The following is a 24920-nucleotide window of genomic DNA, read 5'->3' on the forward strand; positions in this document are numbered from 1 at the left end:
AGAGCTATGAGAGCTCTTTTGTACCTTATAAAAAGAATCAGCATAGAGCTTGTCAATACAAGCTTTATGCTAAAATATAGTTTTTAAGGGAGGACTAATTAGGGAGAACGAACCATCAGTAAATCAATATTTCTGCACAAACCAAGTAACACTTCATCATATAAGCGCGCGAACGCAAGATAGAAACAAACTTCAAACGCATCACATCACACCACCAAATACTCGAATGTCGATAAATCTTCAACAATTATATGCCGGTGAGCCTCAGGCTGCCGCACTCGATAAAACGCTTACAGATGCTGCCATTCGTCGCATTTTTCTTCAAGGTATGGTAGCTTCTGCCGCGCCCGTGTTCTTTTCGGGCATGGCCAAACGGCGCCCACAAACAACTATTTTCGTGTTACAAGATGCCGACGAAGCAGGATATTTCTACCAAGATTTGGTGCAATTGATGGGCAACGACGATGTGTTATATTTCCCCTCGTCGTATAGACGCGCCGTTAAATATGGTCAGCGCGATGCTGCTAACGAAATATTGCGCACCGAAGTGCTGGCTAGATTGGCCGCCGAAAGGTGCTCTTACGTGGTTTGTTCGCCCGATGCGTTGAGCGAACTGGTGGTGTCTAAGCAACGATTAGACGAACGCACCTTGCGATTAAACGTGGGGCAGACCATTGATGTGGTGCAGATGGTGAAGACATTGCGCAGCTTCGACTTTCAAGAAGTGGACTATGTGTACGAACCAGGGCAGTTTGCTGTGCGTGGAAGTATTGTAGATATCTACTCGTATAGTCACGAATTGCCTTTCCGTATCGACTTCTTCGGCGACGAAATAGACACAATTCGCACCTTTGATGTAGAAAATCAGTTGTCGAAAGAGAAGCGACAGGCCGTCGAAATAGTGCCCGAATTGGCTAGACAATCCAATGAGAAAGTGTCGTTTTTAACCCTTTTGCCACCAGATGCCTTGTTGGTAATGAGAGATTTTGGCTATGTTCGCGACACCATTCAGCGCATTTACGAAGAAGGTTTCGCCCATCAAGCCTTAGAAGCACAGTTGGATGGCGCAACCGAAGTGGAACAACAGCAAATAAAAATGGCCATGCAGAAAGAGTTGCAGCTTATAACGGGCGCTAGGTTTGCCAATGATGCGTTGGCCTTTCGCCATGTTTACATCGGCAGCAAACCATCTGATGACGTACAAGCCACCATTAATTTTAACTTCTCGGCTCAACCATTATTTCATAAAAACTTCGACCTTCTGTGCCAAACACTCGAAGACTATCAGCTGCAAGGCTACCGATTGGTGATCTTGGCGGATAGTAAGAAGCAGCAAGAACGCCTTCGCGACATCCTTATTGCCGAACAAAAGTCGGCCGTCCCTTTGCAAATGGAGTCGGCTGGCGAATTTACTTTGCATGCAGGATATGTGGATAACGACCTGCGTATCTGCTTCTTTACCGACCACCAAATATTCGATCGCTTTCATAAATACAACCTTAAGAGCGACCGAGCACGTGCCGGAAAGCTGGCATTAACAATGAAAGAGCTGCAAGAGATGGAGCCTGGCGACTTTATTGTGCACGTAGACTTTGGCATTGGTAAGTTTGGTGGATTGGTTCGTGTGCCCACTGGTAACTCTTATCAAGAGATGATACGTATTGTTTACCAAAACAACGACAAGGTAGATGTCTCTATTCATTCGCTTTATAAGATTTCGCGCTACCGTAAAGGCACGGCAGCCGAACAACCACGACTCTCTACTTTGGGCACAGGAGCTTGGGAACGACTGAAAGAGAAAACCAAAAAACGCATCAAAGATATTGCTCGCGACCTCATAAAACTTTATGCCAAACGGCGTACCGAGCGAGGTTTTGCCTTTAGTCACGACTCTTTTATGCAAAACGAATTAGAAGCTAGCTTCCTTTATGAAGACACACCCGACCAGCTAAAGGCTACAACCGAGGTGAAAGCCGACATGGAACGAGCACGCCCAATGGACCGACTAGTGTGTGGCGACGTGGGTTTTGGTAAAACCGAAGTGGCTATACGAGCGGCATTTAAGGCCGCATGCGACTCGAAACAGGTGGCTGTGATGGTGCCAACAACGGTTTTGGCCTTCCAACACTTTAAAACTTTCAGCAAACGATTAGAGAACTTACCCGTAAGAGTAGACTATCTGTCGCGCGCTCGTTCGGCAAAACAAACCCGACAAGTGCTCGACGACCTCGCCGCAGGTAAAATAGATATCATCATTGGCACGCATAAACTTATCGGAAAAACCGTTAAATGGCACGACTTAGGTTTGCTTATCATCGACGAAGAGCAAAAGTTTGGCGTGTCTACCAAAGAAAAACTGCGCACGCTTAAAACCAATGTCGACACGCTCACCATGTCGGCAACGCCCATTCCGCGCACGTTGCAGTTCTCATTGATGGGTGCTCGCGATATGAGTGTGATGAGAACGCCTCCCCCAAACCGCCATCCTATACATACAGAGATAGCAACTTTCGATGGCGCATTCATTGCTGATGCCATCAATTTCGAAATGAGTAGAAACGGACAGGTGTATTTCGTTAACGACCGCATAGCAAATCTCCCCGAATTGGCCAACATCATACGCAAGCATGTGCCCGATTGCCGTGTTGTTATAGCGCATGGACAGATGAAACCAGAAGACTTGGAGAACGCGCTTATCGACTTTATGAATCACGAATACGACGTGTTGCTCTCTACTTCGATAATCGAAAACGGCATCGATATATCCAATGCCAACACCATTATCGTGAACCATGCCCACAAAGTGGGGCTGAGCGACCTGCATCAGATGCGCGGTCGTGTGGGTAGAAGCAATCGCAAAGCCTTCTGTTACTTGCTTGCGCCACCCCTTTCGGCCTTAACCCCCGATGCTCGACGCCGCTTAGAGGCACTCGAAACGTTCTCCGACCTAGGTAGTGGCTTTAACATCGCTATGCAAGACCTGGATATTCGCGGGGCTGGCAACCTACTTGGAGCCGAACAGAGTGGTTTTATGGAAGATTTGGGCTACGAAACGTATCAAAAAATTCTGTCGCAAGCCGTTACCGAACTGCGTAACGACGAGTTTGCAGACCTCTATGCCGAGAGTATTGAGCAAGGAGAAGAGGTGGGAGGCGACCAGTTTGTGGAAGATTGCGCCTTGGAAAGCGACCTCGAAATGTATTTCCCCGACAACTATGTGCCTGGTAGCAGCGAACGAATGTTGCTCTATCGCGAACTGGATAACATCGAGAACGATGCCGAACTGGACGCTTATCGCGTAAGACTTGTAGACCGTTTTGGGCCTGTTCCGCCTCAAGGCGACGAACTGATGCAGGTGGTAGCCCTGAGACGAATTGGCAAACGATTGGGGTGCGAGAAGATAATGCTAAAGCAAGGACGCATGCTCATGCAGTTTGTTAGCAATCCCAACAGCGCCTACTATCGCTCAAAGGCCTTTGATAACGTGCTTACTTACATCGGAAACAACCCCCGACGCTGCGACTTGAAAGAAACTAATGGCCGAAGAATGATGCATGTGTCGAACGTTCCCACTGTGGGCGATGCTGTTAAGGTGCTGCGAACCATCGAAAATAAAACCCAAATAGCAGTGGGGTAGGGCTAAAAACTTGGCTACACCTTATTATATATAACACGTGCGTGCGAGAAACAAACGCACAATCATCAATCAAGGGCCACCAATGATGTGCCCATAATAAGAAAGAGAATATCAATTATGACCATCACACACACCAACAACGAACGCCAAGGCGAGTTTGTGGCCTTCGAAGGCGAAGAACGAGTGGGCTACATCAGCTACGAATGGGTAGACAATAATTGCTTTGCCATTCTGCATACCGTGGTTTCGCCCGAACATAAGGGTAAGGGTATTGCCAAAATACTGCTTGATGCTGCCGCCGATTACGCTCGCAAGCATAACAAGAAGATAAAAGATGTATGTTCTTTTGTCACTGTGCAGTTTCAACGAAACGATAAATACAACGATGTTAAGGCCTAGTCGTCTTGACAAGAGGGTGTCCATAACTAATCAGTATGAAGCTTTTAAATATTAATTCCAACGCTTTCTACAAGGTTTAAGTGTTAATGTGTTTGTAAAAAAATCGTCATTCGCACACGTTATTACAATTATTTTTCTTACATTTGCACATTGTAATCATTACAATAAGCATGAACAAGACTAACTTTTGGTATCGCGTGTTCGATCTATACTACGATGGTTTCAGAAGCATGACCCTAGGAAAGAAGTTGTGGTTGGTGATATTCATCAAGCTCTTCATCATGTTTGCCATCTTAAAGGTGTTTTTCTTCCCCAACTTTTTAAAGGCCAATGCGCCTAAAGGAGGGGAAGCCGACTTCGTGTCGCGTACACTCGACGAGCGACAGGCTCGATAATTACCCTTGCTCGCGCGTGCTAATGCCCTAGAATGGCTAGGCAAGCGCAACAACTAGATAACCTAATCCCCCAAAAGGCGAAACTAAATATTATTAAAATAAACTATGTTCAATCAACTATTTCTAGACATCTCTGCAGGTACGATTGATTGGTCGCGTGCGCAATTTGCCCTTACGGCCATGTACCACTGGCTCTTTGTGCCATTAACGCTTGGTCTTGCTGTTATCATGGGCATCACCGAGACATGCTATTATCGCACAAAGAAGCAATTTTGGAAAGATGTGGCGCGTTTCTGGCAAAAGCTGTTCGGCATCAACTTTGCCATGGGTGTGGCCACGGGTATCATTCTTGAGTTTCAGTTTGGAACCAACTGGAGCAACTATTCTTGGTTTGTAGGCGACATCTTTGGTGCGCCTTTGGCCATCGAAGGCATTTTGGCTTTCTTCATGGAAAGTACATTTGTGGCCGTAATGTTCTTTGGATGGAATAAAGTTTCTTCGGGTTTCCACCTCGCATCTACATGGCTCACGGGTCTTGGTGCTACCATTTCGGCTTGGTGGATATTGGTGGCCAATGCTTGGATGCAATACCCCGTGGGTTGCGAGTTCAATCCTGATACCATGCGTAACGAGATGGTTAGCTTCGTAGATGTGGCCTTGTCGCCCTTTGCTATCGACAAGTTCTGCCACACTGTTACCTCTTCGTGGATTGTTGGAGCTGTATTCGTAGTAGCCGTTAGTTCTTACTACCTTCTTAAGAAGCGCGAAACAGAATTGGCTAAGCAGAGTTTGAAGATTGCTGCTTGCGTAGGTTTTGTGGCTTCGTTGCTCGCTGGCATCACAGGTCACCATTCAGCAACGCTCGTTGGTAAGGTTCAGCCCATGAAATTGGCTGCCATGGAAGCACTCTGCAAGGGTGGCGAGAGCCAGAGCCTCACTGCAATTGCGCTAGTTAATCCCTTTAAACAACACGATTATCGTAGTGGCGAAGAACTGGCATGCCATGTTTCTATCCCTTATGCGCTCTCGATGATGGCTACGCACACCATGCATGGCTTTGTACCTGGTGTTAACGATCTGCTCGACGGCTATGTTAAGGCCGATGGTACACGCGAACCTTCGGTGGCCGAGAAGATTGTGATGGGTAAAGCTGCTGTTAATGCCTTGATGACTTATCGCAAGGCAAAGGCCGAAGGCAACCAAACCCTGGCGCAAAAGATGTTGCCTGTTATCAGAGCCAACATGAAATACTTTGGATATGGCTATGTTGAGAATGGCGATCAGATTGTTCCCAACATCCCTCTTTGTTTCTGGTCGTTCCGCATAATGGTGGGTATGGGTTCGTTCTTCGTACTTTTCTTTGCCATTCTCTGCTTCTTCTGCTATCGCAAAGAAGTTTCCAACGCTCGTTGGTTACTCATCTTGGGCATTTGCTCTTTGCCAATGGCTTACATCGCATCAGAGGCAGGATGGGTATTGGCCGAAATGGGACGCCAGCCTTGGACCATTCAAGACATGCTACCCACTTGGGGGGCTGTGAGTGATGTTGGGGCTTCGTCTATCGCCACAACCTTCTTCCTCTTCTTGGGCTTGTTCACCTTATTGCTCGTGGTTGAAATTAGCATCTTGATTAAGCAGATTAAGAAGGGCCCTGAGTACGGAAAATAAACGCTAACCCCTTGTTTGGCCGTAGGCTGTGGGCTTGCTTGTCCTTGGTTTTGCCCCTTGGGGCGAATATTGCTTGGCAAAATGCCTGCGCACAAGTCTCAAATAGTGGTATTGTCTGCACGTTTTGCATCGAAAGTATAGGCACATAGGCAACAATCACAAACGAACGAGCCGAACAAAAAGAAAAGAAATAAACTCATGTCATACGATTTTTTGCAACATTATTGGTGGTTCTTGGTGTCGCTATTAGGCGCGCTCCTCGTGTTCCTGATGTTTGTTCAGGGCGCTAACACCCTTATATTCACCCTCGGCAAGACCGAGAACGAACGTCGCTTGGTGGTTAATTCCACAGGGCGTAAGTGGGAATTCACCTTCACCACATTGGTAACGTTTGGTGGAGCCTTCTTTGCTTCCTTCCCTTTGTTTTATAGCACAAGCTTTGGAGGCGCTTATTGGCTTTGGATGATTATCCTTTTCTCGTTTGTAATTCAGGCTGTTAGCTATGAGTTTCAAAACAAATTGGGTAACCTTTTAGGGGCTCGCACCTTCCAAACATTCCTTATTATTAACGGTGTACTTGGTCCTGTTCTCTTGGGTGGAGCAGTGGCTACGTTCTTCAATGGTTCTAATTTCATTGTCGACAAAGGCAATATCACCAGCATGGTGCAGCCTGTTATTAGCCGTTGGGCCAACGCTAGTCATGGACTTGACGCGCTGCTCGATATTTGGAATGTAGTTTTGGGTGTCGCTGTGTTCTTCTTGGCACGTGTGTTGGGCTTGCTCTACATCATTAACAACGTAGAACACGACAACATTGTTACCCGTGCTCGCAAGCAATTGGGCCTTAACACGGCCGTGTTCTTGGCTTTCTTCTTGAGCTTCTTGGTGCATTTGCTGTTGAAAGATGGCTTTGCTTACGACCCACAAACAGGCCTCATCTTTATCGAATCTTATAAGTATCTGCACAACCTGCTGTCGATGTGGTATCTCACCCTCGTGCTTTTGGTAGGTGTTGTGTCGTTGCTTTATGGCATAGCACGCACCCTTTTCAGTGCCGATTTCAAGTACGGCATCTGGTTTGGCGGTGTAGGTGTGGTGCTGGTGGTATTGGTATTGCTGCTTTGTGCTGGCTGGAACAACACCGCTTATTATCCTTCTAACACCGACTTGCAAAGCTCGCTCACCATTGCCAACAGTTCTGGTAGCGTGTTTACACTAACAGCCATGTCGGTTGTGTCGCTTCTTATCCCCTTTGTTTTGGTTTATATATTTGCTGCTTGGCGTGCCATCGACCGCAAGTCTATTACCGAACAAGAGATAACCGAAGACGAAAGTTACTAAACACTTACGGGTTGACGGGGCTGTAAGCTTCTAAACCAACGGGTTCTTTTAAGTATTGATGTGTGGGCACTAATCTAGATGTCTGCCCAACGCATTGTTCTTAACATGTGCGAACCATTTGGTTAAGAAGCTTACAGCAACGTCAACCCTCTTTTTTTTCCACTTTGCGCGCCAGTGCGTAAATACATCAATTCAACATAAACATCTGCCTTATGAAAAAAACATTGTTCGCCTTTTTGTTCGCCATGTGTGGCATGGTGGCTGTGGCCCAAACGCCTACCGACACCGTTAGGCATCAGGTGCTTTTCGAAACCAATATGGGCAACATTCGCGTTGTACTCTACAACGAAACACCCAAACACCGCGACAATTTTCTCCGTTTGGTAAAGTCGGGCTATTACAATGGTACTATTTTTCACCGTGTAATCGAGAACTTCATGATACAGGGAGGCGACTCCACTTCTCGCCATGCAGCCTTTGGAGAACCAGCTGGTGGCTATTCGCCCGATTACACGGTGCCTGCAGAGATTGTATTTCCAACCTACTATCACAAGCGAGGCGCCCTGGCAGCAGCGCGCGAGGGCGACGATGTTAATCCCAAGTGGGAATCGTCGTCGGCTCAGTTCTACATCGTCTATGGCAAGCGTATGACCGATTATCAGCTAGATGCCGTGCAAGCGAAGCTGGATTTGAAAACCAACAATAGCGTAAAACTAACGCCCGAACAACGCGAAATGTATTATAAGAAGGGCGGCACGCCCCATCTTGATGGCACATACACCGTGTTTGGCGAAGTGGTTGAGGGAATGGATGTGGTTGAAAAGATACAGAAAACGCCTTGCGACGAACACGATCGGCCATTTGAGGATATGAAAATTATCAAGGCCGTGGTGGTGAAATAATATTATTAGACGCTTTGTTAGGCGCCTTTTCAAACTTTTTGTGGCTCGTTGTCTGCTCTTGCTTACTAAGCATGGGCGGAAGCGAGCTTTTTTTGTCTCTAGCGGTATAACTACTCTTCCCAACGCCTTCTTAGCAGTTTGTCCGTACGCAGCTTATCGCATGGTTACTGTTGTTGTTATTGCCTCGTCACCATCTTTTGTATGCTTGTGGGCATCTTATCTGTCTTTTTCATTGATGTATTTCGCCATCTCTTCAAACATAAACCAGGCTATTTGCTCAACAATACACGTGCTCTGTACAGATTTTAGTGTGGTAGTTGAGTCTGAATTGTAAAATATTACGCCATAAATTTAACAAAAAATACGGCTTTAAAAATCACCAATCGTTCTTTTGATTGCAAATAATCAATTCTCGCAAGGGTTTATTTTCGTGACAAACAAGCTGTGATGCAATTGCATAGAAATTGATAACGTGGAGAATAAATACGCAAGTTATAGCTCAAAATGTGCGTTTTGCAGCAAAACGCGGTGCAAAATGCAGCAAAACACCGTGTTAACTCTATGAAAACGCAAGGCTAACTCTATGAAAACGCAAGGCTAAATGGTGCTAAATGCAAGGTGAAATGCAGCAAAACGCAGACGAAAATGGAGCAAATCACCAGTTTAAATGCATAAATTTTCATGTCGTGAAGTGGCTGAAGGTATGTTGAAGGGGTGATTTTTATGTACGATTTGTGCAATATGTTCAGCGAAAAGTAGGTTTTTGAGGTCAAAAACCTGGTTTTTGGGCCGACTAAAATGGCTCGTTCATGGTAAACTAGAAAGGTAAAACGGTGCAAAATGCTATTGTTTTGCTCAAAAACCGACTGAAAATTTGTTTTGAAACAGTTTTTTGTTCCCTTTTTTGCCCTTTTAGGTCTTTTTTTTAAGCTAAAAATGGTTATCCAAAATTGTTAAAATGTAAAATAAAGACACTAAATTAGTGCGTGATATTAGGCTGTAAATATGAAGCTTAACATTCAACCCAAATCGGTGATTAGACCACAATGTTTCCAGAAATCTTGTTTTTGTGTTGTTTCCTAACATCTTTTATTTTCTAGTTGGCATCTTGTCTGTCTTTGCAACTTGACGTAGCCCGCTACACCTGCGTTACAAATACAGGCAATTTGCTCCACAATACAACAAATCTGTTTAGGCTCTAATTAACGATTTTGGGTTAAAGAGCATTCTCTTTAAACTCAATGCCATTATTTTTTCAGCGTTTGTTTTATTAGAAGTTAAGCCAATGCCTGGATATGGTTATATTCAATCCAACAAAACTCATAGTTAATTGTAAGGTGATTGTGTCTCAAAATAGTTAGTTTGATGCTTGCTGTAGCCTGCTTACGACCTATAATTTATGTGCCGAATATTTATGGTTATCCACGTTTTAAAAGTAAACGCTCTGTTTTTCTACACCAATATTTACTGTTTATTATCATCCAGTAGTTCGCCATCCGTACAGATAATATCAAAAAGTGCAACACAGGGTCAAGGAGTAGCCCCAAATAATCATCTTTTTTTGTAAAAAGTTTTGTAAATGATAAATATTATACCGAAATTTGTGCTGTAAATCTACACTTGTGCGTTAGCGTTGAATGAACAAACACCGCTTTCCTGCACTTAATCACTGATATGAACAAATTTTAATGGTGTAAGACAACTTGATTTCATCTCACCTGTGAGAATTTTACATCTCGTCTTGAACAATAAAAACAACTAGTATGAAAGTGAAAATGATACTACCAGCATTGCAAGAGGCCGAAAGTGCTTATTGGCGTCCCATCAAATATTCGCTTTTTCCGCCACTCGGACTGGCGACACTTGCTGCGTATTTCTCTGATGATGACGAGGTAGAAATTCAAGATCAACATGTGGAGAAACTCACATTAGACGATACACCCGACTTGGTTTGTATTCAAGTCTATATCACCAATGCCTATCGAGCCTATAAAATTGCCGACGATTATAGAAAAAGAGGTGTGTATGTGGCCATGGGCGGACTGCATGTAACCAGTTTGCCCGATGAGGCAGCACAGCATGCCGACACCATTTTGCTAGGGCCTGGCGAAGAAGCGTTCCCGCGTTTTATCAGCGATTTGCGTGCAGGCAACCCGCAAAAGCGCTATGTGGCCACCAGCAGAAGTATAGAAAACATTCCACCCGTGCGGCGCGACCTTATAAAACGCGATAAATATTTTGTGCCAAACTCTTTGGTTGTATCTCGTGGTTGTCCACATCATTGCGACTTCTGTTATAAAGACGCCTTTTATGGCAAGGGTAAGTCGTTTTATACGCGCAAGGTAGACGATGCTTTGGCCGAGATAGACAGTCTTCCGGGTAGACATCTTTATTTTCTCGACGACCACCTGCTGGGCAATCCCCGCTTTGCATCACAATTATTTGAGGGCATGCGCGGTATGGGCCGAGTGTTTCAAAGTGCTTCAACCGTAGCAGCGGTGTTAAATGGCGACCTCATTGAGAAGGCTGCCAAGGCAGGATTGCGCAGCTTGTTTCTAGGTTTCGAAACATTCTCGCCCGAAAACCTACGCTCTAGCAACAAACTCCAGAACTTATCAAAAGACTATGTGGCTGCTGTGGAACGGCTGCATAGCTTGGGCGTTATGATTAACGGCAGCTTTGTTTTCGGTCTCGACCATGATGACAAAGATGTGTTTCGCCGAACCGTTGATTGGGGCATTGAACACAGCATCACAACCGCTACATTCCATATTCTTACACCCTATCCAGGTACACGACTGTTTCAGCAAATGGAGCGCGATGGGCGTATCACTTCTTACGATTGGAGTAAGTACGACACGCGAACTGTTGTTTACAAAACATTTGGTCTAACAGCCCAAGAACTAAAACAAGGTTACGATAAGGCATATCGCGACTTCTATTCGTGGAATAATATCTTTAAGGCCAGTTTTGGGCACGACAATTTAAAACAACAATTGGCACATTTGTTTTATATGGGTGGCTGGAAGAAGTTTGAACCACTATGGAATTTTATGATTCAATACGGCAACCTCAACCGTATGTTGCCCCTATTAGAAAACTTATTGGCTCATACCAAAGGGCAAGGCGCGAAGAAACCTGGGGAAAATGTGGAAATAGAACGTTTACAAAAAACAGCTCTCTGAGAACAAAAATACCATAACAATAGGTCTTTACTACGCGCAATGAACGTAAAGTAGTGGAGATGTGGCCGATTTCAAAAAAGTTACCATTAATGATAACCAGCAACACAATAAAAATGAAGACAAAGAGATGGTCTTATTTGCAATCGCTTTTAGCTGTCTTGGTGTTTGCAACAGGTCAGTATCGCTTGTTATGCATATTGTTGTTGGTATGTATAAACAAGAAATGTTTAAAGTCGCGCCCTTTGATGGTTCGTTTCAAATCATCGTATAAACTGCTGCTTATATTGTTGTTCTTGGCCATCTTTACGGTCATACCTAACTATCTTCAGCGCGGAAGACCCCAATTGGCTTATTTCAACAAGAAAGGACACCGTATGTGTGCGCCCATAAATGTGTATCTGCTAAACGTGCTGTTTCCCGAAGAAGAAGTAATGAATGTGTGCATATAAACCGCAGCTATTATGCCTACTACAAACTTAATGCCTGCTGGCATAGCGTTGGGAGGACAACTCTTTAGAGATGCTCAACGTGATTTTGTATTCTTTATTAATACGAAAGTAGAACTTTCGGAAATAATGCCCAAGCGCAAGGCTTTTATACGATGAGGTGGTACACCAGTTGTGTAGTCAAAGCCATGGTGCTAAGTGATTAGCACTTGCCAAAAGCAGTAAGCCCCATGGCAACGAGTAGCAAGCCAATTTCATACAAACGAAAAAAGCGCTTCATAGCAAGCAGATGCACACTAAGCTTAGCATCTTACTTGCCACGAAACGCACCCAGAAGGAGGTTAGCCCCCATTATATTAACGGCTAGAGTTAGCCCTTCTTAATCTCAACAATCTTTGTTGGGCTTTGTTCTTTGTTGCGCCTGTTGGTAACAGTTACCACAGCTTGCGCCAAATTGATGAAGGCCTGGCCCGTCGTGGTGTCGGCATTCATGGCAGCAGGCGTGCCCTTATCGCCGTTTTCGCAAATACTTTGCACCAGCGGAATTTGTGCCAGCAGAGGAGTTTGCATCTCTTCGGACAGCTGTTTCACACCGTCTTTGCCAAAGATGTAGTACTTGTTTTCGGGCAATTCGGCCGGAGTGAACCACGCCATGTTCTCAACCAGTCCTAAGATAGGCACATTCACCTTTTCGTTTCGGTACATGTCGATACCCTTACGTGCATCGGCCAGCGCCACATTTTGCGGAGTGCTTACGATAACGGCGCCCGTGATAGCCAACGTTTGCAGCAAGGTGAGATGAATATCGCTTGTTCCAGGAGGCGTGTCGAGAATAAAATAATCCAGCTCGCCCCAATTGGTATCTGCAATAAGTTGCTTTAACGCATTGCTTGCCATGCTTCCTCGCCACAAGGTTGCTGTTTCGGCGTTTACAAAAAAGCCGATGCTAAGCAGCTTAACGCCGTATTGTTCAACAGGCTCAATAAGGTCGCGCCCATCTACCTTTGAGGCATAGGGTCGCGCGTTCTCCACATTGAACATCTTAGGCATAGACGGACCGAAGATGTCGGCATCCAAAAGGCCCACCTTATAGCCCAATCGGGCAAGTGCAATAGCAAGGTTTGCCGAAACAGTGCTTTTGCCAACGCCACCTTTACCCGAACTAACGGCCACGATATTTTTTACCTGTGGCAGCAGTTTCCCCACTTCGGGGCGCGGTTTAGAAGCAAATTCGGTTTTTATTTCCACCTCCACATCTTTGCTAACATGATAGTGAATGGCCGATTCGGCAGCCTTCAGCGTTGATTTTAAGAAAGGGTCGGTCTCCTTAGGAAACAGCAATGTGATGGTCACCTTCATGCCATCGATGCGCACATCGTCGGCCAGCATACCGCTTTCGATGATATTTTTTTTCGTTCCGGCATACATCACCGTAGCCAAAGCGTCTGTAATCAATTTGGGATATAGTGTCATGATGTTTTTGTTTTTTCGTTATGCAAATGTAATTATAAAATGGGGATGAGCCAAACAAAAGGGTGAAAATGGTTATTGCTCTCGCCCTTACACCCCTTTAAGCGAAGGAGTGAAGGCTGGGCATTGTTGATTTGGCTACGTTTTTGTTTTCTTTATTCGTAAATTACAAGCGTATGGGCATGGCAAGCACCAATTCGGTGAGGTCGGCTTTGGTTTTATGAGCCTTTACGTTTACCCCCACAGTAAGGTTGTTAAGCCACGGCAGGGCATAATGCACGCCAATGCGTTCGTAATAAGGCGTCTCATTCACCTTGGCATTGTCGCCCATGTGGCGATAAAGATACACGCCAAACGATACAGCTAAGGCCAAACGACCATAGTGAGCTTGATGTTTGGCGGCCAAACCTAGTGAAAAAGGCGAGTGGCGCAGTGTGCGATGGGCTTGCAGGTCGAGTTCTTCGATGCGCTTGGAATATGTGCCATAGAATGCATCGACGACCAATCCCGACGACCAACGCCGGGCATAGCGCCACATAACATCGGCTTGTAGCGAGTAAGCAGGATAGATGCGGAAGCTCTCGGTGCGATAATCTGGATGGCTAGGCGGTGTGCCAAATTGGGTAATGAGCCAATCTTCTAATAGCGTTTTAGCCCCCAGACCAGCCGCGAAGTTGAGGTATAAGCCCTGTTGAAATGGCTTTTTGCGAAGCGTTGGCTCTGCGCGCAACGTTTGTTCGTAATAAGGTGTGTAGAGCAAGGCCAGCGAAGCGCCCACGGTGTTGCTGCCTTTGTTGGGTCGATACAGTGCGCCATTGCTATGATGCACAAATTCTAACGAAGCCCGCACGGCCCATTTGGGAGCAAAATGAAAGGATTGGTGCACGCCAGCAGCAAAATAAATGGAGGTGTGCGAACCGATAAACTCGTTGTCGATGGCGTTATTCTTATTATAAATGGAGGACGAGAAACCCACGCCACCACTGAGCGAGTAGGCCGTTTCCCATGTTCGCGAACGGTGAAGCGGACGATAAAACGTGGTGTAGAGCGAGAGCGTGTTGCCCAATGGCGAATGATAGCCCACGGGAATGAGCATTCCCCAGTCGGTATCAGCCTCGCGGTGCAAGCTTACTTTGTTGTTAAACGTGTAGCGCACACCAAAGGCAAAGGTGGGATTACCATAGTCGGCAGCAAAATCATCGCTATCTTTGGGCAGTGGGGCACGCATTAGTTCTAGCGCAAGCGAGAAATTGTCGCTTCGTTTGAGCCATTTTTTCACATACTGGTCGGCAGCTACCACTTCGCCTTTCATAGCCGAAAGGCTCATCCCCCATCGCGAAATGCTGTCTGCTTGTTGGGCAGAAGCCGTGTTGCCGGCAAGCATTAACATCAATGCAAAAAGGCAAAGGCGCAAGTTTTGCAGGCATTGGCGGTGAAGGGATGTTGTAAAGTGGAAAGCTAAAAACATGTTATAAGGATTAGTTAAGCACCTCTTGTGCAATTTCTTCGGCAGCAATTTCCTCGCTACCACGTTTCACATCGCCATTTTTGGCCACGAGATAGAAGCCCTTACCAGGTGTCCACTCCATGCAAAACAGCTGGCTTGGGTTTTCGTATCCATAATGTTTGATGTGTCTAAGCACCCATTGGCGCGTTTTTCCGCAATGAAACAACGAACTGTCTACAATGGCACCGTTGTTTACAAGCAGATAAGATTCGTTCACTTTTCCCACTTCGGCCACAGTGATTGAACCATTTGTCTCGAATCGAACATCTTCAATATCGAACATCGAGAACACCCCTTTCTGTCTAAGAAGCAAGCGGAATTGTTCCATCTCAAGACTATTGCGCTTAAAGGCCTTAAAGTTGATGGCTCCATTTTTTACCAAGTATACGCTATCGCCTTTTATGAGGCGACGCAAAACTTTGGAGCGCATACAGAAACGAATAAAGAGATTAAAAGCAGTCCATACGGCAAGGGCGAAAAGAATGTGGAGAGCCGTCATGTCGGGATTGTAAAGCACACCGCCGACCAGTGCTCCAATAACAAAAGCACTCACCGTATCGAGTGGCGTTAGTTGTGCCATCTGTGCCTTTCCTGCAATGCGCAGGAACACCAAAATACCAATCATTCCCGTTAAAAGCTTAACGGCAATTTCAAAATACTGCATCCTGATAATGTTTAATGTTTGTTGATGGGTGCAAAGGTAAAAAAATGTGTGCAAACCATTATCGTTGCAATCGTTAAAAACGATGAGTAGGGGGTGGCGGCGTGAGGGAGTAGGACCAAAGATTATGTTGTAGTAATGACCAATGGCGGTTCTCCAAACCTTTTTACCCACGCACGGAAGCGCACAAGCCCCTCTTCGCCAAACTTCGCTAGGCTTTTTTCGGCTTGTTCCACCGTTTTTTGTTGGTCGAGTTTGGTTTTACTAAAAAACTTATCGGCATAACAAATGAGCTGTTCTTCGAGCGTTTCGGGCAAGAAGTCTTGCAAGGGTAGGGGCAATTGCTGCTTTTCGATGGCTTCGCGCGTGATGCCAGCGCCCGTATGTCGTTCGCAAACGCGAGCATGGCGAGGCATACCTTCGGCACGAAGCATGTCGGCGCCCAGTAGGCCGTGGCAGATATAGGGGTGCGTACCAAAGCAATGAATAGACGGTGCATTGCAAAGCACGATGCCAATGTCGTGAAGCATGGCCGCCTCTTCAATGAATTGTAAGTCTAATTGCAATTCAGCGTGCTGTTTAGCCAAAGCCAAAGCCAAGTGGGCCACACTGCGACTGTGGGTTAATAAAATGTGTCGTAGCTCGTTGTCGAGCGGATAATACTTGTCGATAATGGCTTGATATCCTGTTTGCATGTTATGTTGGGGTTTGGTTTTAGGTTAAAACGCTCATCATTAATAAATATTGTACGTGTGTAATAAATAATGTGGGTGCGCTATAAAAGCAGGGGTAGAGCCAGAAAACGAGTGCAGAAGCGCTTTTTTGCGCCAAACAATTTGGGTTATTGGCGATAATTCTCTAAATTTGTGCTTTAAAACAATTAAGAACCAAGTATTATGATAGACGTAAAGGAAGTATTGCAGGATTCGCAAGACCGTATGGAGATGGCGGCGATGTATCTAGAAGAGCAGCTGTCGCGCGTTCGTGCCGGTAGGGCTAACGTGGCTATACTCGACGGCGTGCGTGTTCAATCGTACGGAATGACTGTACCTCTTAACCAAGTGGCTAACGTTTCGGCCCCTGATGCACGTACCATCGCCATCAAACCCTTTGACAAAAAGGCTATTCGCGACATCGAAAAGGCTATTATGGACAGTGATGTGGGTATCACACCCGAAAACAATGGCGAGGTTATTCGCCTGGGAATACCACAGCCTACCGAAGAACGCCGTCGCGAATTGGCTAAACAATGCAATAAAATTGGTGAAAAAACCAAGATTGAAGTGCGCAACGTGCGTGCCGAAATAAAAGACAAATTGAAGAAGGCTATCAAAGACGGACTGTCGGAAGACAACGAAAAAGACGCTGAAGAACAACTCCAGAAGCTGCACGACAAGTTTATTAAGAAGATTGATGACTTGCTTGAGGCTAAGAACAAGGAGATAATGACGGTTTAATGCCGCGCCCAAAGCACAACATGCAAGGACTGGTAATAAAGAACACGGGCAGTTGGTACACGGTGAAAACCGACGACGGCTGTATTGTGGAAAGCAAAATAAAAGGCAATTTTAGACTTAAAGGCATACGCAGCACATCGCCTGTGGCTGTGGGAGACCGTGTGCAGCTTGTAAATAACCAAGATGGTACAGCCTTTATCGCTGAAATCGAAGACAGAAAGAATTATATTATCCGCAAGTCGTCGAACCTTTCTAAGCAGAGCCACATACTCGCGGCCAATCTTGATGTGGCATTGCTCGTGGTAACGGTGAACCATCCACAGACTTCAACCACCTTTATCGACCGCTTTTTGGCCTCGGCCGAAGCCTATCGCATACCTGTTGTGCTGGTGTTTAATAAAACCGACCTGCTTAACGAAGACGAAATGCGCTACCAACAGATGGTAATGAACCTCTACGAGACGGTTGGTTACCACTGTTTGGCCATTTCGGCCGAGACAGGAGCAGGCGTTAACGATGTGCGTGCCTTACTTAAAGGGCGCATTTCGCTTTTAAGTGGCAATAGCGGGGTGGGCAAATCCACTCTTATTAATAAACTCTTGCCCACGGCCAACCTGAAAACGGCCGAGATTTCTTATGCTCATAATGCCGGAATGCACACCACCACGTTTAGCGAAATGCTGGAATTGCCCGAAGGCGGATGGGTTATCGACACGCCAGGCATTAAAGGTTTTGGTACGTTTGACATCGAACCCACCGAGCTAAGCAGTTATTTTAAAGAGATATTCGAATTTTCTAAAGGTTGCCGATTTAATAATTGCACCCATACACACGAACCTGGATGCGCCGTTTTGCAGGCTTTGAACGACCATTATATCGCGCAAAGCCGTTATCAATCTTATCTTAATATGCTTGAAGATAAGGATGAGGGTAAGTATAGAGAGGCTTATTAAGGTTGTAGTGCAGTGCGGCGAGTGCTATGTACCTGTATTTTGCGCGCCATTGCTATGCCTAAACCTCGCTGTGTAATGGGTGTAAGGTGGTTATATCGGCTGAAGGGTTTGTTTTCTTCCCAACATTTGTTACTTTAAAAATACAAAACCGAGCCAATCTCCCTTTGTATTGAAAGATAGTGGCTCGGTTGATGCATTGATTTTATTGTTATTGCGTTTGCCAATAGCTTAGAAAGGCACGCGTTTACCAAATACTCGTTTTACATTTTCTGAGGTTTGGCGGGCAATCTCGTCGCTAGTGGTGGCGTAGGTTTCGGCCATTTTCTCCACCACATGTGTGAGATAAGCACTCTCGTTGCGTTTTCCCCGCATGGGAACAGGGGCCATATAGGGGCCATCTGTTTCTAGAACGATGCGCGAAAGAGGAATATGAGGCAGCACCGAGGGCAATTTAGACTTCTTAAAGGTAAGCACACCGCCAATGCCCAGCACAAACTTGTCGAACTGAAGAAAAGCATCCGCCTCGTGTTCGTTGCCAGTAAAACAATGAAAAACGCCACCAGGCAATTGGCTTTCGTACTTTTTAAGGATGTGTACCATCTCGTTTTGCCCCTTTCTGCAGTGTATCATCAGGGGCAAATCATATTCAATCGACCAACGCACTTGTTCTTCGAAGGCTTCAAGTTGTTGTTGCTCAAATTCTCTACTCCAATAGAAATCAAGTCCAACCTCACCAACGGCGATGAACGAATGTGACTCATCAAAGCGCTTTTTCATGTGTCGAAGCACCTCGGCATAGTCGGCTTTAACCTCTTCGGGGTGCAACCCCATCATCGCAAAGGCATAGTTGGGATAACGTTGAGCAAGCAAAAGGGCAGCATCCCCACTGCTTTCGTCGATGGCAGGGATGAAAACTTTGGTCACATCAGCATCTTTAGCTCGGGCAATAACCTCGTGAAGGTCGTCGCGATAGTCGTCCACGTCAAGGTGGATGTGTGTGTCTATAATTCCTGTAGTCATTTGTTTGTTTGCCAGTTGTAGGCAGCAATGAGGTGCAAAGGCGCAAAACAAAGCCACTTTCCAAGTCAATGGGAAGAGAACAAGCCCCCAGAGTGCGCCAAACGCGCGCGGAGACTGTTCACAGGGCATGCGTCTGTGCCACGTTATAGCCTACAACGAGAAGCTAACCGTACAGATGTTCCTCGTTTCGGCGGTAATAATAAATCACCCCTAGCTTTCTACATTCCGCAAATCGCACTTCAGGCGGTTCGTGTTCGAAATGTTTTTCAATTTGGTTCCATAAGTCAAGGATGATGTTGTCTGTTTCAGGGCGCAGCGTTTGCAGTTTGTCAACGGCCTTATTCGTTCTAGCCTGCAGAGCCTTTTGTTGCCTATATGTTTCGATAAAAATGTCGTAGTGCGTCGACACCATCCCTATTGTGGGGTTGTATATGGGTCGTCCGCCCTGCTTAATGCGTTGTTTTTCGCCTTCAATCACCTGTTTTCCGTATTCGGCCAGGCCCTCTTGGGTTTTAAGATTGGGCAAAGAAGTAGCGTGTTCGCTAAGTCCATAGAGTTTTAGGGCCGACTTTTTTATTTCTCCTCGTTCAACGCACATAAAGAGAACCTGCAAGAAATGGCTCACATACATCACAGCATTGCGTTGCACGCGGTCAATTTTGTCGGTCTGTCTAGCCTGTGCTGTCAGCGAAGTACGATATTGTTGTGCCGCTGTCAGCAGTCGGTCGTAGGCTGGTCTGGCCCTGTTGATAACACTCCAGTCAATAAATCTGTTTCTAGCCGCATACACACTTTCGTTTTCGAGAAGCATTTTCAGAGCCTTAAGGCGTGCGGCATCTGTCTTAGGTAGTCGTCGGTATGGCATGGTATTTGGTGTTTTATGGTGTTCCCTGAACGCCAATTGTCGGTAGACAAAGGGGTCAAGCAAACAGGGTATAAGGCAATGAGCCGTTTCAGGCATCAACTTGTGGTTTAGTAGGGCGATAGATACCCGTTTCACAAGCGTGTTTTCTTGGTTTCAGAGTTCACCGTTGGTAAGCTGTCTAGTATTTCCTGTTCATCATTTTGAGGGCATAGTTAATGAGGTTGGCTTTTCTTTCTGCGGGCACATTCACCTTATCAAGCAGTTGCTTACCGCAGTCAAAGTAGTGTTCTATTTTTTGTTCGGCCATCTTGTCGATGCCCATATCGTTGTAAAGTTGGGTTATAGCCGCAATCTTTTCTTGCGGGTTACATTGTTCTTGCTCCACCCATTGTTTTAGTTCAGCCCTTTGTTTATCGTTGGCTTTATTAAAAGCATTAATGAGCATGTACGTTTTTTTGTTGCAAACGATGTCTCCGCCGATGGCTTTTCCGAACACTTTGCTGTCTCCATACACATCAAGAAAATCGTCTTGCAGTTGGAAAGCCAGTCCAATTTGTTCGCCAAACTTATAGAGTAGGTCGGCATCTTCTTGTGGAGCATTGGCCAATATAGCGCCCATTTTCATAGCACAGGCGAGCAGAACGCTTGTTTTGAGTCTAATCATTTCGATATATTCCGCTTCGGTTACGTCGTTGCGGTGTTCGAAATCCATATCATATTGTTGACCTTCTCCAATCTCCAGTGCTGTTTCAGTAAACAGTTCCATCACTGGTTTGAGCTTTGTTTCATCGCATTGTGCCATCTGTTGATAAGCCAGCACCAACATCGAGTCGCCCGAAAGGATGGCCGTGTTGGCGTCCCAGCGTTTATGTACCGTGGGTTTACCACGTCGCAGTTCGGCATTATCCATCAAATCGTCGTGCAGGAGCGTGTAGTTGTGGTAGGTTTCCAGTCCACAAGCAGGTGCAAGTATGCTTTCAGGGTCGTCTTTAAACAAGTTGTAGGCCAGCAAAGCCAAAGTAGGCCTGATGCGTTTTCCCCCGATAGAGAGCACGTATCTTATGGGTTCGTAGAGCGAATTTGGTTTTCTGTCGAAGGGTAAAGCGTCTACGTATTGGTTTATTTTGTTGAGAATGATGTCGTCTGTCAGCATGATAACTTCATTTTAGAGTTTAAATACGATGGGTATGGCAAAGAGCGTGCGGCATGGTTTGCCTTTGTCGAGTCCTGGTTTCCATTTGGGCATGTTGCTTATAACACGCAGCGCCTCGGCGTCTAATTCTTCGTTTACGCCACGAACCACTTTTTGTTCGGTGATAGTTCCATCTACATTGACGATAAACGACACCATCACACTTCCTTGAATGCCCTGTTGTTGGGCCGTTGGAGGATAGCGAAGGGTGCGTTGCAGCCACTTCATAAACTCCACAATACCCCCTGGATATTCAGGCATTTGTTGCACAATGCGAGGCTTATTGTCGTCGGCAATAGGTTCGGGCACGGGTTGTTCGATGGCCGTAGTAGGTGTTTCGTTTTGTTGCCTGGTGGCTTCATTGCCTTCTTCCTCCTCTTCGTTTCGCATATTCACCTTTTCGGGCAGTGTCATAGGCGTGTCCACCGCTTTAATTTTTGTGGTGATAGATGGTGCGGCAGTGGGTTTGGCGGCGCTCACCATTTCGTTTTTCTCCACTTCGGGCAGCACTTCCATCTCTTCAAAGATGTCGTCGGGCAGCTCGTCGTCAAGGTTAAATGTGCGCGATTGGCTGTTATACTCTAGGCCCACGAATAGGAACGAGAGCACAACAACGAGTCCAAGCAGATAATTTGTTACGCGCTTGTTCTCCAAATTGGCACTATGTGTTTTCTTTATCTCCACCTTCTGGATGTCGTTGTATCGTTCTTTGAGCTTTCACGGTTAATGATACTCAAATCACCTACAAATATAATGATATAATTGGAAAAAGGTGTAACTTTGTAGATAAAAAGGAATTTAGTTGATGAAAAAAGTGTTTTTCGCCCTCGTTTTGGTCTTTATGGGGGGTGAAATGGTGGCGCAAGAGAGCCAAACGGCCTATAATTTCTTGCGGCTTCCTGTGAGTGCGCATGCCGCTGCATTAGGAGGCGATAATGTTACACTCATTGATGACGATGCTTGGTTGATGTATAACAACCCTGCTTTGCTGTCGTCGGTGAGTGATAAAACTGTTGCTTTGAACTATATGAACTTCATGCGAGGCGTTAATTTGGCTGGTGTTGCCTACAACCGGGTGATAAAAGAGCGTGCTTCGGTGGCGCTCTCGGCCAATTATGTTAACTATGGACAGATGCGATATACCACTGCCGACAATCAAGACTTGGGCGAGTTTTCGGCTAAAGATATTGCTGTTACGGCTTATTTCTCGTATATGCTCACAGATAAACTGGCTGGTGGTATTGCTGCAAAGGTGCTCTCGTCTAGTATTGGGCATTATCATTCGGTGGGCGTGGGCGTAGATTTGGGGCTGAATTATTACGATGCCGACCGCGAATTGTCGTTGTCGGTGGTGGGTAAGAACCTTGGTGGACAGCTTAAGGCCTACGATGATAATTACGAAGCTATGCCCATCGACGTGCAAATAGGGGTTAGTAAGCGTTTGAAACATACACCTTTCCGATTTTCGGCCACGTTAGTCGACCTTAATCACTGGCATTACTCCTTAATGAAGCATTTTGTTTTTGGAGTTGACGCGCAGCTTTCGCAAAACATCTGGGTGGGGGCAGGCTATAGTTTGCGCCGTGCCAACGAGATGAAAGTGGGCGATGCCGACACCGCTAGCAGTCATGGCGCAGGGCTTTCGCTGGGTGCTGGCTTGCAGCTTGAGCGCTTTAAGCTTAATCTGGCTTACGGCAAGTATCATGTATCTAGTTCGTCGGTGGTGCTCAATCTCTCGTTTTCCTTGTAAATCAAGACTGTGCTGCCTTGCCTTTAGTCGTTCTTAGAACATCTCAATGCGCCTGTCTTCATACCTAAAGCTTTTACAAACCACTTGTTGAAGGGGCTAGAGCAGGACTATATAAGGCTGCAAGTTATGAAAAGAAAGGAGTACTGCACAGCTAAATATATTAATAGCATTTACGCATAACATTTACACATTATTATATAACAACAAATCATGAAGAAAATAACCATCGCCATCGACGGATTCTCGTCGTGCGGAAAGAGTACCATGGCCAAGATGTTGGCCAAAGAAGTGGGCTATATCTATGTTGACACTGGCGCAATGTATCGCGCAGTTACCCTTTTTGCCATGCGCAACGGTATGATTGCACCTAATGGCGAGGTAAACCGCGATGAACTAAAGCAGAAAATGCAAACACTGCGCGTGGAGTTTAAGCTCAATGAGCAAACGGGTAGGGCCGAAACTTATCTCAATGGCGAGAACGTGGAGAACGAGATTAGAGGCATGGAGGTGTCGTCGCATGTTAGTGCCATCGCTGCAATTGACTTTGTTCGCACGGCTTTAGTGGAGCAACAACAGCGCATGGGACGTGATAAAGGTATTGTAATGGATGGTCGAGACATTGGCACAGTGGTGTTTCCCGATGCCGAATTGAAGGTGTTTGTTACGGCTTCAGCAGAGATTAGAGCGCAACGCCGATTTGACGAGCTGAAAGGTAAGGGCGTTGAAGCCAACTTTGATGAAATTCTTAATAATGTTCAGCAGCGCGATTACATTGATAGTCACCGCGAAGTAAGTCCGTTGCGCAAGGCCGATGATGCCATCGAGCTTGACAATGGCGAACTAACCATTGCCCAACAGCTACAATGGCTTGTTGAAAGATTTGAAGAAAGGGTGGCCCAGTAAGGCTAAGTGCCTGTCGTCCTCGCTTGTTTGTTGGGTCTATGTGCGTCTGCTGCTTGCGTTTTTGTTGCAAGGGGCGCACATTGGCCTATCCAAACAAGTTGTGTTTTCTTCGTTAGTTGGAGCGTTTTGTACAATAATATTACGTGTTTTAACTTTTTAAGCCTATCATATTGTAAGAGCTATACAACAAATAGCCATCTACAAACCAGAACAACGCACCTATAACGTGCTTGGTAGGGTGTTTAAGTGAGCAGAATGATTGTGGGTTGGTGTGCAATAGTTGTGTATTTGCTCACGGACGCAATATTTTTTTGCTTTATCAATTACGCAAAAAATACGTGCCTTGCAGTGCCCTCTTTCCTTGGTTTGGTATTGAAAAAAGTTTGATGAAGGGGTGAATGCTTTGTAAGACTTCACCTATTTCTTATCTGAAAAAATGACAACATTGACAGCCTATTTGACAAATAGAATGCGAAAGGTTTCAAAAAAAGAATTAATTCTTTGATTTTGCCTGAATTTTTGTCACGATAAAGTTTGTGTTTTCGAAAATCCTTTTTATCTTTGCAAACAGAAAAATAGGTTGAGGGGATAAGTACTTAATAGGTCTTCCCACAACAATTAATTACGAACATCCTAATTGTCAGTAAAAATAGATTATAAATTTTGAGTTAATTACTGTTTTTGGAGGAGGTTCTTCGCGATGAAGGGGCTCCTTTTTTCATGCCTTTTTGTGAACGGTTGTTCGTTTAGTTTTCATTATCCCTCTTTATTTTCTTGCATTTTTGCTAGCATCTCAACTCAAATAGGTCGTTAGTGTGGTTTAGATTTTGTGTATTGTTGAACACATTGCCTATGTTATGCTTAAAGACGAAGTGCACTATGTCTTCAAGAATAACGCAAACAAGATACCGATAAGCAGATGCAAGGTTAGCTGGAAGCATGAAAAGAATATAACAACATCGGATAAGCCCTTTAACAACCGATTGGGATTAAATTGTCTTTTCTTTTAGCATTGCTGGCATAATGCCTGTTATGGCGTGCTTACAAAGGGCACATTCAAAGGCCAAACTTTTGCTCTTGCGCATTGTCAAAGTACAAGGGCAGTGGCTAAATTCGGGTCAGTCCTAAAACCCAGTTGTAAGCTTCCCCCTCATGCACATAATTTCATA

General features: G+C 45.5%; 20 protein-coding genes. 12 read left to right on the forward strand and 8 right to left on the reverse strand.

Translation table 11 applies throughout. The features are described 5' to 3' along the window. Window positions 1-226 precede the first annotated feature (226 nt). The 8 genes from mfd to QME03_RS02130 all read left to right on the forward strand — a co-directional run bounded on the left by mfd (window position 227) and on the right by QME03_RS02130 (window position 11976). A complete protein-coding gene (gene mfd, locus QME03_RS02095; RefSeq protein WP_281723311.1) occupies window positions 227-3637 on the forward strand; it encodes a transcription-repair coupling factor in 3411 nt (1136 codons plus the stop codon). A gap of 117 nt (window positions 3638-3754) precedes the next feature. Beyond that, entirely contained in the window at window positions 3755-4036 is a 282-nt protein-coding gene (locus QME03_RS02100; protein WP_281723312.1) for a GNAT family N-acetyltransferase, read from the forward strand. Window positions 4037-4206: 170 nt separating this feature from the next. Continuing rightward, entirely contained in the window at window positions 4207-4431 is a 225-nt protein-coding gene (locus QME03_RS02105; protein WP_281723313.1) for a DUF4492 domain-containing protein, read from the forward strand. Window positions 4432-4536: 105 nt separating this feature from the next. Continuing rightward, window positions 4537-6099 carry a cytochrome ubiquinol oxidase subunit I gene (locus QME03_RS02110; protein WP_281723314.1) on the forward strand — a complete coding sequence of 521 codons (1563 nt, stop codon included), beginning with the start codon at window positions 4537-4539 and terminating at the stop codon, window positions 6097-6099. A gap of 198 nt (window positions 6100-6297) precedes the next feature. Next, entirely contained in the window at window positions 6298-7440 is a 1143-nt protein-coding gene (locus QME03_RS02115) for a cytochrome d ubiquinol oxidase subunit II (protein WP_281723315.1), read from the forward strand. Between the two features lie 212 nt (window positions 7441-7652). Next, entirely contained in the window at window positions 7653-8342 is a 690-nt protein-coding gene (locus QME03_RS02120) for a peptidylprolyl isomerase (protein WP_025815264.1), read from the forward strand. Window positions 8343-10105: 1763 nt separating this feature from the next. After that, a complete protein-coding gene (locus QME03_RS02125; RefSeq protein ID WP_281723316.1) occupies window positions 10106-11527 on the forward strand; it encodes a B12-binding domain-containing radical SAM protein in 1422 nt (473 codons plus the stop codon). Window positions 11528-11769: 242 nt separating this feature from the next. Further along, window positions 11770-11976: a hypothetical protein gene (locus QME03_RS02130; RefSeq protein WP_273264066.1), complete on the forward strand. Its 207-nt coding sequence runs from the start codon at window positions 11770-11772 to the stop codon at window positions 11974-11976. 366 nt (window positions 11977-12342) lie between these two features. Here the strand turns inward: QME03_RS02130 and QME03_RS02135 are convergent, their stop codons facing one another. The 4 genes from QME03_RS02135 to QME03_RS02150 all read right to left on the reverse strand — a co-directional run bounded on the left by QME03_RS02135 (window position 12343) and on the right by QME03_RS02150 (window position 16306). Beyond that, window positions 12343-13446 (reverse strand): Mrp/NBP35 family ATP-binding protein, encoded by a 1104-nt coding sequence (locus QME03_RS02135; RefSeq protein ID WP_281723317.1) that lies wholly within the window; start codon window positions 13444-13446, stop codon window positions 12343-12345. 163 nt (window positions 13447-13609) lie between these two features. Beyond that, window positions 13610-14833: an acyloxyacyl hydrolase gene (locus QME03_RS02140; RefSeq protein WP_410521747.1), complete on the reverse strand. Its 1224-nt coding sequence runs from the start codon at window positions 14831-14833 to the stop codon at window positions 13610-13612. Window positions 14834-14921: 88 nt separating this feature from the next. Beyond that, window positions 14922-15614 (reverse strand): DUF421 domain-containing protein, encoded by a 693-nt coding sequence (locus tag QME03_RS02145; protein WP_025815270.1) that lies wholly within the window; start codon window positions 15612-15614, stop codon window positions 14922-14924. A gap of 122 nt (window positions 15615-15736) precedes the next feature. After that, the gene (locus QME03_RS02150) at window positions 15737-16306 is read right to left on the reverse strand and encodes an HD domain-containing protein (protein ID WP_273264072.1); all 570 of its coding nucleotides are present in this window, start codon (window positions 16304-16306) and stop codon (window positions 15737-15739) included. A gap of 201 nt (window positions 16307-16507) precedes the next feature. Here QME03_RS02150 and frr point away from each other — a divergent pair, with 201 nt between their 5' ends. Beyond that, window positions 16508-17068 (forward strand): ribosome recycling factor, encoded by a 561-nt coding sequence (frr, locus tag QME03_RS02155; protein WP_110369960.1) that lies wholly within the window; start codon window positions 16508-16510, stop codon window positions 17066-17068. A gap of 20 nt (window positions 17069-17088) precedes the next feature. Further along, window positions 17089-18021 carry a ribosome small subunit-dependent GTPase A gene (gene rsgA / locus QME03_RS02160; protein ID WP_281723321.1) on the forward strand — a complete coding sequence of 311 codons (933 nt, stop codon included), beginning with the start codon at window positions 17089-17091 and terminating at the stop codon, window positions 18019-18021. Window positions 18022-18249: 228 nt separating this feature from the next. Here the strand turns inward: rsgA and QME03_RS02165 are convergent, their stop codons facing one another. From QME03_RS02165 to QME03_RS02180, 4 genes are all read right to left on the reverse strand, one after another. Continuing rightward, the gene (locus QME03_RS02165) at window positions 18250-19041 is read right to left on the reverse strand and encodes a TatD family hydrolase (protein WP_273147837.1); all 792 of its coding nucleotides are present in this window, start codon (window positions 19039-19041) and stop codon (window positions 18250-18252) included. 163 nt (window positions 19042-19204) lie between these two features. After that, the gene (locus QME03_RS02170; RefSeq protein ID WP_273115562.1) at window positions 19205-19906 is read right to left on the reverse strand and encodes a hypothetical protein; all 702 of its coding nucleotides are present in this window, start codon (window positions 19904-19906) and stop codon (window positions 19205-19207) included. Window positions 19907-20084: 178 nt separating this feature from the next. Continuing rightward, a complete protein-coding gene (locus QME03_RS02175; protein ID WP_281723319.1) occupies window positions 20085-21059 on the reverse strand; it encodes a polyprenyl synthetase family protein in 975 nt (324 codons plus the stop codon). 12 nt (window positions 21060-21071) lie between these two features. Then, on the reverse strand, window positions 21072-21782 hold the full coding sequence (locus tag QME03_RS02180) for an energy transducer TonB (RefSeq protein WP_281723320.1): 711 nt from the start codon (window positions 21780-21782) through the stop codon (window positions 21072-21074). Between the two features lie 121 nt (window positions 21783-21903). On the opposite strand from QME03_RS02180, the gene porQ reads away from it, so the two are divergent. Together porQ and cmk are read left to right on the forward strand one after the other, a co-directional pair. Next, window positions 21904-22848, forward strand: a complete 945-nt coding sequence (porQ, locus tag QME03_RS02185; protein ID WP_273115557.1) for a type IX secretion system protein PorQ — start codon at window positions 21904-21906, stop codon at window positions 22846-22848. A 210-nt stretch (window positions 22849-23058) separates the two neighbouring features. After that, window positions 23059-23751, forward strand: coding sequence for a (d)CMP kinase (gene cmk / locus QME03_RS02190; RefSeq protein WP_110369962.1), 693 nt, complete (start codon window positions 23059-23061; stop codon window positions 23749-23751). Window positions 23752-24920 lie beyond the last annotated feature (1169 nt).

The organism is Hoylesella shahii, assembly GCF_937990675.1.
In the GTDB taxonomy this organism is placed as follows: domain Bacteria; phylum Bacteroidota; class Bacteroidia; order Bacteroidales; family Bacteroidaceae; genus Prevotella; species Prevotella shahii.